14 protein-coding genes are annotated in these 11168 nt (G+C 64.5%); 4 read left to right on the top strand and 10 right to left on the bottom strand.

Going from position 1 to position 11168, the window contains the following annotated elements; all coding sequences use genetic code 11:
• Positions 1 to 10: 10 nt before the first annotated feature.
• The 4 genes from GGD65_RS11910 to GGD65_RS11895 form a co-directional block, all read right to left on the bottom strand.
• The gene (locus tag GGD65_RS11910; protein WP_183235370.1) at positions 11 to 817 is read right to left on the bottom strand and encodes an SDR family NAD(P)-dependent oxidoreductase; all 807 of its coding nucleotides are present in this window, start codon (positions 815 to 817) and stop codon (positions 11 to 13) included.
• A gap of 21 nt (positions 818 to 838) precedes the next feature.
• Positions 839 to 2131, bottom strand: a complete 1293-nt coding sequence (locus GGD65_RS11905; RefSeq protein ID WP_092260916.1) for a TRAP transporter large permease — start codon at positions 2129 to 2131, stop codon at positions 839 to 841.
• Positions 2122 to 2673, bottom strand: coding sequence for a TRAP transporter small permease (locus GGD65_RS11900; RefSeq protein ID WP_092260914.1), 552 nt, complete (start codon positions 2671 to 2673; stop codon positions 2122 to 2124). The genes GGD65_RS11905 and GGD65_RS11900 overlap by 10 nt, the downstream gene beginning before the upstream one ends.
• Positions 2674 to 2738: 65 nt before the next feature.
• Positions 2739 to 3710, bottom strand: a complete 972-nt coding sequence (locus GGD65_RS11895; protein WP_091959369.1) for a TRAP transporter substrate-binding protein — start codon at positions 3708 to 3710, stop codon at positions 2739 to 2741.
• Between the two features lie 292 nt (positions 3711 to 4002).
• On the opposite strand from GGD65_RS11895, the gene GGD65_RS11890 reads away from it, so the two are divergent.
• Entirely contained in the window at positions 4003 to 4779 is a 777-nt protein-coding gene (locus GGD65_RS11890) for a cyclase family protein (RefSeq protein ID WP_183235506.1), read from the top strand.
• 10 nt (positions 4780 to 4789) lie between these two features.
• Here GGD65_RS11890 and GGD65_RS11885 read toward each other — a convergent pair whose 3' ends face one another.
• From GGD65_RS11885 to GGD65_RS11880, 3 genes are all read right to left on the bottom strand, one after another.
• Positions 4790 to 5518, bottom strand: a complete 729-nt coding sequence (locus GGD65_RS11885; protein WP_092260910.1) for a Crp/Fnr family transcriptional regulator — start codon at positions 5516 to 5518, stop codon at positions 4790 to 4792.
• A 275-nt stretch (positions 5519 to 5793) separates the two neighbouring features.
• Positions 5794 to 5922: a hypothetical protein gene (locus tag GGD65_RS40745; protein WP_283813663.1), complete on the bottom strand. Its 129-nt coding sequence runs from the start codon at positions 5920 to 5922 to the stop codon at positions 5794 to 5796.
• 90 nt (positions 5923 to 6012) lie between these two features.
• The gene (locus tag GGD65_RS11880; protein ID WP_018319258.1) at positions 6013 to 6726 is read right to left on the bottom strand and encodes a helix-turn-helix domain-containing protein; all 714 of its coding nucleotides are present in this window, start codon (positions 6724 to 6726) and stop codon (positions 6013 to 6015) included.
• Positions 6727 to 6880: 154 nt separating this feature from the next.
• On the opposite strand from GGD65_RS11880, the gene GGD65_RS11875 reads away from it, so the two are divergent.
• Complete coding sequence (locus tag GGD65_RS11875) at positions 6881 to 7198, top strand: cytochrome c (protein WP_092260908.1); 318 nt, start codon at positions 6881 to 6883, stop codon at positions 7196 to 7198.
• 6 nt (positions 7199 to 7204) lie between these two features.
• On the opposite strand, the gene GGD65_RS11870 is transcribed toward GGD65_RS11875, so the two are convergent.
• Genes GGD65_RS11870 through GGD65_RS11860 form a run of 3 tightly spaced genes read right to left on the bottom strand, consistent with a single transcriptional unit; the run spans position 7205 to position 10218 of the window.
• Positions 7205 to 8308 (bottom strand): ABC-type transport auxiliary lipoprotein family protein, encoded by a 1104-nt coding sequence (locus GGD65_RS11870; RefSeq protein WP_183235369.1) that lies wholly within the window; start codon positions 8306 to 8308, stop codon positions 7205 to 7207.
• Positions 8309 to 8311: 3 nt separating this feature from the next.
• Entirely contained in the window at positions 8312 to 9079 is a 768-nt protein-coding gene (locus GGD65_RS11865; protein ID WP_183235368.1) for an ABC transporter ATP-binding protein, read from the bottom strand.
• 2 nt (positions 9080 to 9081) lie between these two features.
• Complete coding sequence (locus GGD65_RS11860; protein ID WP_183235367.1) at positions 9082 to 10218, bottom strand: ABC transporter permease; 1137 nt, start codon at positions 10216 to 10218, stop codon at positions 9082 to 9084.
• A gap of 174 nt (positions 10219 to 10392) precedes the next feature.
• Here GGD65_RS11860 and GGD65_RS11855 point away from each other — a divergent pair, with 174 nt between their 5' ends.
• Both GGD65_RS11855 and GGD65_RS11850 read left to right on the top strand, forming a co-directional pair.
• A complete protein-coding gene (locus tag GGD65_RS11855) occupies positions 10393 to 10668 on the top strand; it encodes a hypothetical protein (RefSeq protein ID WP_018319254.1) in 276 nt (91 codons plus the stop codon).
• Positions 10669 to 11157: a phage holin family protein gene (locus tag GGD65_RS11850; protein WP_183235366.1), complete on the top strand. Its 489-nt coding sequence runs from the start codon at positions 10669 to 10671 to the stop codon at positions 11155 to 11157.
• The last annotated feature ends 11 nt before the right edge of the window (positions 11158 to 11168 follow it).

Below are 11168 nucleotides of genomic sequence, written 5' to 3'. Positions count from 1 at the left end.
CGATGACGCCCTATTTGTGCAGCTGGGTGAGACCGGTCGGTGGGCCGTCGACGGCGGTCCAGCCGCCATCGACGAACATCGTGCTGCCGCTGACATAGCTCGCGGCGTCCGAAGCGAGATAGGCCACGGCGGTCGCGACCTCGTCGGCGCTGCTCCAGCGGTTGAACACGGTATGGCCGGCGTAGAGATTATAGATGTCAGGCCGCTGCTTGAACGGGCCGGTCAGCGCGGTCTCCGCGATGCTCGGCGCGATCGCGTTGACGCGCACGCCGGCATGGCCGACCTCGGAGGCAAAGCCCTTCACCAGCAGGCCGATCGCCGCCTTGGTCGAGCCGTAGACGCCGAGGCCCGGCTCGATGGTCACCGCGCGCACCGACGAGCAGGCGATGATGCTGCCGCCCTTTTGCGCGACCATGATGCGGCCGAAGGCCTGGAAGAACCACACCGTGCCCTTGACGTTGAGGTTGAGGACACGGTCGAGATCCTCGTCGGTGTAGTCGAGGATGGTCTTGCGGATGTTGAGCCCGGGCGTCGTCACCGCGATGTCGAGCCGCGGAAATTTCTGCATCACCGTTTTGGCCAGCGCATTGACGTCCGCAGCGCTTGCGGCGTCACAGCTGGCTGCTTCAGCCCAGCCGCCCTTGTCGCGAATGCCGGCGGCGGTCGCCTCCGCGGCGTCAAGCGCGCGATCGGCGCAAACAACGCGGGCCCCGAGCCCAGCCAGCGCCTCGGCCGACGATTTGCCGATGCCCGATGCGGCGCCGAGCACCACGGCCGTCTTGCCGGTGAGATCAAAGAGCTTGCGATAGTCAGTCACTGATAGCTTCTCCTGTAGCTGCTAGCCCTTGTAACCCATCAGCAGGCGGGGCAGCCACAGCGAGAATGCAGGGACGTAGGTCACGAACATCAGTGCTGCGATCAGCGCGGCGTAGAACGGCAGGATGGTGCGCATCACCGCGCCCACCGAAATGCCGCCGATGGCGCAGCCCACGAACTGCGTGGTTCCGACCGGCGGGGTGTTCAGCCCGAGGGCGCAATTGATCAGCATCAGCATGCCGAACTGCACCGGATCCATGCCCGCCTTCATCGCGATCGGCAGGAAAATCGGGGTGCAGATCAGAATGGTCGCAGCCATGTCCATGAACGTGCCGAGCACGAACAGGATGACGTTGATGAGCAGGAAGATGACCCAGGGCTGCGTGGAGACCTTGCTCATCAGGTCGCCGGCGAGGTCCGCCACCTCGTAGAGCCCCATCAGGTACTGGAACATGGTGGAGACGCCGATCAGCAGCAGCACCACGCCCGTCGTCTTCACCGCCTTGGCGGCGGCGCGCAGGAAATTGTTCCAGGTCATGGTGCGGTAGATGAAGAACGTCAGCAGCATCGTGTAGGTGACCGCGACGGCCGCAGACTCGGTTGCCGTGAAGACGCCGGACAGGATGCCCGCCAGGATGATGCCGACGATCAGAAGACCCGGCAGCGCGGCCGCGAGCGAGCGAAAAACCTCAGCCCAGCCCGGAAACTTGCCGGCCGGATAGCCGCGCTTTACCGCGACAGCGTAGGCGGCGACCAGCATGCACACCATCAGCACGATTGCCGGCAGGAGGCCTGCGGCGATCAGCGCGCCGATCGAGACCTTGCCGCCGGCTGCCAGGGCATAAATGATCATGTTGTGGCTGGTCGGCATCAAGGCGCCCACCAGCGAGGCGTGGGTCGTGACATTGACCGCGTAGTCGGTGTCGAACCCCTCTTTTTTCATCATCGGGATCATCACCGCGCCCATCGCCGATACGTCGGCCACCGGCGAGCCGGAGACGCCGCCGAACAGGGTGCAGGCGACCACGTTCGACATGCCGAGCCCGCCGCGGATGTGACCGACGAGATTCTTGGCGAGCTGCACGATCTTGTCGGCGACGCCGCCATGCAGCATCAGCTCACCGCTGAAGACGAAGAACGGGATGGCAAGGAACGAGAAGATGTTCATCCCCGACATCATCTGCTGGAAGATGACGGCGACCGGCAGACCCTCGTAGAGGATGGTGCAGATCGCCGAGAGACCGATCGCGAAGGCGACGGGGACGCCGAGGATCAGGAAGCCGAAGAAGGTGGCGCCGAGGATGATCAGTTCCATGAGGGGACGACCTCTTCGCCGCGCAGGAGAGCAATGATGTGCTCGATTGAAAAGGAGACGATCAGGACGCCGGAGGCGATCAACGGGACATAGCGGATGACCTCGGGCAGGCCGAGATTGGGGATCTTCACGGTCCCGACGGATGCGCCGAGAATCCAGCCGTTATAGGCCATCGCGACGCCAAACCCGGCCACCAGGACGTGGATGACGAGCTCGATCTTCTCGCGCGCGTGATCCGGCAGCATCACCAGAAGGCTGTCCATCCCGATGTGTCCGGCATCGCGCACGCCAACGGCGGCGCCGATCAGCGTGACGTACAGGATGAGAACCAGCGCAAGGTTCTCCGTCCAGGTCGGGCTCGAATTGAGCACGTAACGACCGAACACCTGGTAGAACACGACGGTGACGATGAGGAGCAGTCCGCTCACGGACAGATACATGCCCAGGCGCGCGACGACGGCATTGACGCGCGACAGCAAGCCGGTCGCCGGGCGTGCCACGACTGCCCCCTGCTCGTGGTCTGCGACGTGTGGGTCTGTCATTCCCGCGTCTCCTTGCGAGGGTCCGGTGTCGCCCTCGCGGCGACGCCGGACCCGACGCTGTGGTGTTACTTCGTGTCCTGGATACGCTTGACGAGGCCCTGCAGCTTCTCGTCGCCCGCGAACTTCTGGTACACCGGCTTCATCGCATCGACGAATTCCGCCTTGTTGGCGATCGTCACGACCTGAACGCCGGCGGCCTCGACCGTCTTTCGGGACGCCTGCTCACGCTCGTCCCAGAGCTTGCGCATGACGGGAACCGATTCCTTGGCCGCCTTGCGGACCATGGCCTGGTCCTCCTTGCTCAGCGTGTCCCAGACCTTCTTGGACATCACCAGGACTTCGGGCGCCAGGGAGTGCTCGGTGATGTTGTAGAACTTGGCGGCCTCGAAATGGCGCGACGACTCGTAGGAAGGCCAGTTGTTCTCGGCAGCGTCCACGAGGCCGGTCTTGAGCGCGGTATAGACCTCGCCATACGGCATCGGCGTCGGGTTGGCGCCGAGGCTCTGGATCATGCCGACCCACAAATCGGACTGCTGAACGCGGATCTTCAGACCCTTCAGGTCCGCGAGCGACTTGACCGGCGCCTTCACGGTGTAAATGGACCGGGCGCCGCTGTCGTAATAGGCAAGGCCGACCAGGCCCGCCGGCTCCATGGCCGCCAGGATCTCATCGCCGATCGGCCCGTCGAGGACGGTGCGCATGTGCTGGGTGTCGCGGAAGACGAACGGCAGGCACAGCGCGATGGTTTCCGGCACGAAATTGTTGAGCGGCGATGCGTTGATCCGCATCATGTCGAGCGCGCCGATCTTGAGTTGCTCGATGGTGTCCTTCTCAGAGCCCAGGGCTCCGTTGGGAAACACCTTTACGCCGAGCTTGCCGCCGCTCGCCGCCGCGAGCTGCTTGCCCATGAACTTGACGGCCTCGACGGTCGGGTAATCTGCGGGATGGACGTCGGCGGAGCGGAAGTCGCGTGCGGTCGCCAGCGGCGCTGAGAGCACCAATGCAACGGCTGCGACGATACCGGTGAGTGTCTTCATCTGGGCTTCCTCCTGGGTTGATTATGTCGTTGTCGGCAGGCTGCACGCCGCCTTGGGTCGCTCCCCTTCAGGTGTGAAGTCAAGCGCCAATGTCGTCCCTAGGGCGCGCGGCATTCCATGTCCAAGCCAAATCCGGCATTGATCGATGCAGCAGTTGCATCGATCAATCTGGCGCAATTCGCGTCGTTGTGGAAGCCGGCGGGACGGCTTGCGTCGCCGGCACATGACTTGACGCGACCAAGACAGGCCCCTCAAGATGTCCGAAACACCGGACTATCTCGAAGGAATGCCCATGCCGCGGAAGCTGATCGATATCTCGGTGCCGCTCAGAAACGACGTGACGGCCGATCCGCCGGGCAACCATCCGACCATCCAGTATATCGATCACCAGCAGGGCCTGCCCCGCATGCTGCAGTTTTTTGAGGGCCTCGAGGCGCAGGATTTGCCCGATGGCCAGGGCTGGGCCGTCGAGCAGGTCTCGCTGTCGACCCACAACGGCACCCATCTCGATGCGCCCTGGCACTTCCATCCGACCATGAACCGCGGCGAGCGGTCATGGACGATCGACGAGGTGCCGCTGGAATGGTGCTTTCAGCCCGGCGTGAAGCTCGACTTCCGGCATCTGCCCGACGGCTACGTGGCTGGTGCCGACGACGTCGAGAAGGAGCTGAAGCGCATCGGGCACACGCTGTCGCCGCTGGAGATCGTGGTCGTCAACACCAGCGCCGGCGCCAAATTCGGCAAGGCCGACTACGTCAATTCCGGCTGCGGCATGGGCTATGAAGCCACCATGTATCTGCTCGAACGCGGGGTGCGGCTGACCGGCACCGACGGCTGGAGCTGGGACGCGCCGTTCCTCTACACCGCGAAGAAATATGCAGAAACAAAGGATGCCGGCCTGATCTGGGAAGGCCACAAGGCGGGACGGCACATCGGCTATTGCCATCTCGAGAAGCTGCACAATCTCGACCAGCTGCCTTCGACCGGCTTCACGGTCTCATGCTTTCCGGTGAAGATCGAACGCGCCTCCGCGGGCTGGACCCGCGCGGTCGCGATCATCGAGGATTAAGACGGAGCGACTACTCGCCGTCGAGACCGCTCTCGGCGAGTTCGCGCAGCGCATCCGTATCGAGCACGACGATGGCGCCGTGCTCGAGGCGAACCCAGTTGCGGCCGGCCCAGGCGCGCAATTGCTTGTTGATGCTCTCGCGCGTCATCCCCACCATCTCGCTGATCTCCTGCTGCGTGATGGCGAGCGTGCCGCTGCCGGAGTCGAGCTTGCGCTCCTCGGTGAGACCGAGAAGTGCGCTCGCCAGCCGGCCCGGCAGATTCTGGAGGATGACCTGCTCGACCTGCTGGCTGGTCCAGCGCAGACGGGCGCAGAGCAGCTCGATGAATTTCATCGCCAGCGCCGGCTGACTCTTCACGAACGGCAGAAAGTCCCGGCGATCGATGATGTAGAGCTCGCAATTGGTGTTGGCGGTCGCATCGGCCGACCGGGGAGCGCCGTCGAGCACCGCGATCTCGCCGAAGATTTCTCCTGGACCGATCAGATTGAGAATGGCGTTCCGTCCATCGGGCGACGAGGAGGAAATCTTCACTGTCCCCGTGATCACCGCGAACAGATTGTTGCCGGGATCGCCCTTGGCAGCGATCGTCGCGCCGCGCTTCACGGTGGTGTGCTTGGCGTAGCGGCAAAGCTGATCGAGCGCTTCCGGCTCCAGATCCGCGAAGATCGGGTGCTTGCGCAGGACCGATAGTTTGTTGCCCGCCGACTGTCGGGGGTCGCCGGTCTTGTCCTGAGGCACGCCGCGGGGCTCCTAAGACTGCGAGGCACTGAGGTTCCTGCGTAGTCAACGTTATCAGGCTTTTCAACCGGAAAGCACCCGCGCGTTTTGTGGCAAATGCCGCGAAAAGGCCGCGTTCAAGCCGAAAGCCTGCATCCGAAGGCTGCGCCGATGCGGCCCGGTCGATGCAGAGTTGCAGGCTGCGCAAGCCGCGCTTGCGTTGAGGCGCTGGCGAAGGCCAAGCCGGCCGAGCGTCGGCTGTTGGCGCGTCTGAGCGGACTTAGGATCTCAGGAGGTCAGCGCTTGGCATCCGGATCGAGCCGGCCTGCACTGGTTTGCCGGTCTGCCCAGGCCAGAGCTGCGGCGAATGCGACGAAGATCGCGACGACGACGATGGTCACCAGCAACGCATCAGCGGGCATCATGTACCTCCCGGATTGTTGGAGCATTATTTGCTGCAGCCGCCCGGTGTCATTGATCGAGATCAAAAATTTCGGGGCGTTGCGGACGGACTATCAGGCTGCGGCCAGCGCCTCGGCACGGGCAGGATCGAGCAGGCTGATGCCGCCGTGAATGATCTCGATCACACCGTGACGCTCCAGCTTGGTGAAGGTGCGACTGACGGTTTCGATGGTCAGACCGAGATAGTCGGCGATGTCCTGACGGCTCATCGGAAGCGGAACGGTGTCGGACAGCCCCTTGAGCGCGACCTGCCGTTCCCGCCAGCCGAGCAGAAAGGTCGCGACCTTCTCGTCGGCCGAGCGGCGGCCGAGCAGGACCATATGGTCGCGCGCCTGGCTCAATTCGCGGATAGCCAGCTCGTTGATCCGCCTGAGTAGAAGCGGCCGGTCTTCGATGAAACGGCCGAACGGCGCCTTGGCGAACTGGCAGACGGTCACCGCGCCGATCGCATCGGCCGAAAAATTGTGCCGGCCCGATATGTTCATCCCGAGGAAATCGCCGGGCAAGGCAAAACCGACGATCTGCCGCCGGCCGTCGGGCAGCAGCTTGTACAGCCGCATGACGCCTTCGAGGACGTTGTAGAACGAGGTCGTGATGTCCTCCTCGGAGAACACGGTCTCGCCGGAGTCAAAATGAACGCGGCGTCCGAGATGCTCGAATTCCCTGAGCTCGGCCGCATCCAGCGACGAACAGACCGCCGCTCCACGTACGGCGCAATCGCTGCAGAAATGGCCGTTCGGCTCGATCGTGACCACGGAAGGCTTCATCCACCGCTCCCCGCGCCGGCTGCTCCCGACACCAGGCCGAGTCCACCGCGCGGGTGCATTTTACTGCACTGCGCCAAAGCCAATTGACAGAGATCAAATTTGAGCGGCGTCCCCGTCATATTCTGCGTCCAGAGTTCGACGGGAGCCATTTTCCATGCTGCAAGCCGCCCTGCGTCACGGCCTGATCGGGCTACTTCTGATGATGCCGGCGCTGGCGGCCCCGACCGCCGAACAGCGCGGCAAGGCCTTCGCACGGGCCAATTGCGCACGCTGTCACGCGATCGACCGCGTCTCCCGCAGTCCGCTCGAGCGCGCGCCTCCGCTGCGCACGCTGCACCAGCGTTATCCGATCGAGACCCTTGGTGAGGCGCTGGCCGAAGGGATCTACACCGGTCACGACGACATGCCGGCCTTCGAGCTCAGTCCGGACCAGATCCACGATCTCCTGTCCTACCTGAAGACGCTGGAATAGAAGGCGTCACACCGCCTGCACGCTCCACCCGATCAGCTCCTTGGCGATGCGGGCAAAGGCCGCATCGAAGGCGGCGACTGCAGCGGCCGGCTCGACCTTGTCGAGCTTTTCGCTGGTCTCGACCAGTCGGGATGCCACCACCTTGCCGTTCTTGTCGACGATCCGCGCCGACAGTTCGATCTCCACCCGTGCCTCGCCCTCCGTGGCGATCCGAAAGCGCCGGATGTCGATCAGGAGCTGGTAATCCGCCTGACCGAGATCGCTCGTGCGTAGCGGGGCGTGGGCGATGTCGTAATTCTCGAAGCTGTCGATCAGGCGCGCCTGCACCAGTTTCGGAATGCTGTCGGCCCAGAGAAAATCCGCAAAACCCGGCCGGTCCCCGACGGGCGCGAATAGCATGCGCTGGGTCTGCAGCATTGCGACCGCGGTCGGCTCGGGAATGGCCAGGGAGGCGGAGAGCGTCTTGCCGGCCGGCTCGAGATTCTTCGGCGTACGCAGGTCGTAGGTGATTTTCTGCGCGGGCGTCCCACCGCCGGTCATCTTCTCCAGGCCCGCAATAATGCCGTCGAGCTTGCCGGTGTTGCGCGCGAGCCCGTCGGAGAACGTCTTGAAATTCGCGATGGTGTCCTTCAGTGGGCCCGAATTGTCCTGGAGCACCGTGTCGACCCGGCGCAGCGCATCGCGCGCCGCCTGCGTCATGCTCTGGCCGGCGCCGGCTTCGGCGATCAAGGTCACGGGCTCCCCTGCTTTGGCGACGATCGCGCCGCCCTCCAACGTCACCACCGGCACGCCGGTCAGGCCCTGGAATTCGAGGCCGACCCTGGTGTCGGAACGCACCGGGGTGGCGGTCGCAACCGAGATCGTCGCATTGACGAAGCGCGGGTTATCCGGCGCGAGCCCGAGCTGGGTCACCTCACCGACGCGGATGCCGTTGAACAGCACGCCGGCGCCGACCAGGAGGCCTGGGACCGGCCCCTGGAATTGCACATGATAGTTCGTGCGCGGCCCGATGCCGCCGGTGTTGTTCAGCCAGTAGACGAAGCCGAACACCGCGAGGATCGCGGCCAGCACGAAACTGCCGATCAGCACGTAGGGAGCGCGGGTTTCCATGTCTCATCTCATCTCGTGTTGCAGCATCTGCGAGCGCTTGCCGTGGAAATAGGCGCGCACCCAGGGATGCTCGGATTGCAGCAATTCGCGCATCGGGCCGATCGCCACGATCTTGCCGTCGGCGAGGGCGGCGACGCGATCGCAGACCGTGGTCAGGCTCGCGAGGTCGTGGGTCACCATGAACACGGTCAGCCCCAGCGTCTTTTGCAGCGTCGTGATCAGCGCGTCGAAATCACCGGCGGCGATCGGATCGAGGCCGGAGGTCGGCTCGTCCAGGAACAGGATCGGCGGATCGAGCGCGACGGCGCGCGCCAGCGCCACGCGCTTGGTCATGCCGCCCGACAGCTCCGCCGGATATTTGTCGGCGTCCTGGGCGCGCAAGCCGACCATCTCGAGCTTGGCGATCGCGATCTCGTCCATCAGCTCCTGCGACAGGACGAGATTTTCGCGCAAGGGAAACTGGACGTTCTGGCGGACCGTCAGCGAGGAGAACAACGCGCCTTGCTGGAACAGGATGCCCCATGTCGTGGCGGCGCCGCGGCCGTGGCCGCCGGTGGGCTGCCCCATGACCTCGATGGTCCCACCTTGGCGCGGGATGAGGCCGATGATGGTGCGCATCAGCACCGACTTGCCGCCGCCGGACGCCCCCACCAGCCCGAGAATCTCGCCGCGGCGGACGTCGAGGGACAAATGGTCGAGCACGGTCTGGCGGCCGAATCCGACCACGAGGTCACGGACGCGGATCGCGAACTGGTCCTGCGATGCGTCCATCGTCACATTCCGATCGAGGCAAAGAAGATCGCGAACAGGCCGTCGAGGACGATCACCAGGAAGATCGACTTCACCACCGATGTCGTCGTCTGCCGCCCGAGCGACTCCGCGCTGCCCTTGACCCGCAATCCCTCACTGCAGGCCACGATCCCGATCACCAGCGCCATGAACGGCGCCTTCAGGATGCCGACCTCGAAATGGGTGACTGAGATCGCCTCGTGCAGCCGGGCGATGTAGATCGCCGGCCCCATGTCGCCATAGAACTGCGCGACGAGACCGCCGCCATAGAGCGCGGCGATCGATCCGATGAAGGTGAGGATCGGCAGCGCAATGACCAGGGCCGCAACGCGCGGCAGGATCAGGACGTCGACGGGATCGAGCCCCATGGTCGAGAGCGCGTCGATCTCCTCGCGCATCTTCATCGAGCCGAGCTCGGCAGTGTAGGCGCTTCCCGACCGTCCCGCGACCATGATGGCGACGATCAGCACGCCGAGCTCACGCAGCACCAGGATGCCGACCATGTCGACGGTGTAGGACTCCGCGCCGAACCTGCGGAAGTGGAAGAAGCCCTGCTGCGCGATGATGGCGCCGATCAGGAAGGTGATCAGCGCGACGATGGGGATCGCCTGCCACCCGATGCGGTAGAGCTGATACACCAGCGAGGTCAGCCGCAGCGAACGCGGCCGGCGCAGCACGCCGATCACGGCCATGAACAATGCGCCGAGCATCTGGAGGAAGATCGTGACGTCTTCCCGCGCATCGGCCGTGGACTTGCCGAGATTGCCCAGCCTCGCCAGCACCGGATTGGGCGCAGCCGTCGGGGCCGGCGTGTGGCGGTTGACCTGGCGCACCTCATCCAGCAGCCCGCTGAATTGATCGGCGACGCCGACGAATTCGGCCGATCTGCCCGATGTTGCGGCCCTGCGCGACAATTTTTCCAGGACCCAGGCACCGAGCGTGTCGAGCGCACTGACGCCCGACATGTCCAGGGTGACCACGCGCGAGCGATCGACGTCGGCACCGACCGACCGGGACAATGTCTCGAGCGTGACCACATTCGCGGCGGTCCAGGGCCCTTCGGGGCGCAGGTTCAGCGCGTCGCCGGACGGCGTCGCGAGCAACAGCGGTTCGTGGTTCACGCTTCCACCTCATCGGGACAATCGGTCCCCATTCAGACGGCATTTCTAGGCCAGCATATGGCGGCCGGCTTGACCTGTCTCAAGACCCGGACTGCGGCCACCGCTTGAGGCAAATCAAGCGCGAACGCACAGGTGCGCCTTAGGCTCGCTTTCATTCAATGGGGATAAGAGTCCATGTTCGACAGCGACAGGATGAGCGAAGAATTGCGGGCGCTGAAGGTTGATGTCACACGCTTGCTGGGCACCGCCGGCGAGGAGATGTTCGAGAGCTCGAAGGACCGCGCCGAGGCGCTCGCCGATCAGATCCGTGCCGCGCTGACCGAGCTCGGCGAGACCGTGGATGAAGAGCAGGCGCAGCTCCAGGGTCTCATAGCAGAGCGTCCAATCACGTCGCTCGCCTCCGCCTTCGCGCTCGGCGTCGTTGTCGGATTCATGCTGAGGAGACATTAGGTGAATACCGAGAATGTGGTCAAACATCTGCGTGCGCTGTGGCGCACCGACAGGATCATCGCGGACATCAGGCTGCGCCATCTGCTTGTTGGCCTCGGCTTGCGTGCCTTTGCGGCGCTGATCGCGGCGTTCGGGCTGCTGATGCTGGAGCTGTCTGCCTATTTCGCGCTGGTGCAGATCTGGAGTGCGATTGCCGCAGCGGCCATCCTCGGCGCCGTCAATTTCGCCATCGCGGCCGCTCTCTTCGCGATCGCCGGCCGGGCTCCGTCAGGCCGCGACATCGAGCTCGCCAACGAGATTCACGACACCTCCATCGAAGCTCTTCAGCTCGAGGCGCGTGCGCTTCAGGCCCAGGTGTCGGGCGCGGTGCATCATCCGCTCAGCACGATCGTGCCGGTGCTGGTGCCCTTGATCGCGATCATTATCAGGAACCTGCGGACGGCCTCCAAGACGTCCGCCGCGGCGAATTCGGCTGAAGCGCGCTCCTGAAGCAGGCGCGC

It is taken from the genome of Bradyrhizobium sp. CIR18 (assembly GCF_014198295.1).
Lineage (GTDB): Bacteria > Pseudomonadota > Alphaproteobacteria > Rhizobiales > Xanthobacteraceae > Bradyrhizobium.
The sequence above is the reverse complement of the archived record's forward strand: the minus strand, read 5'-3'. Positions and strand labels throughout refer to the sequence as shown.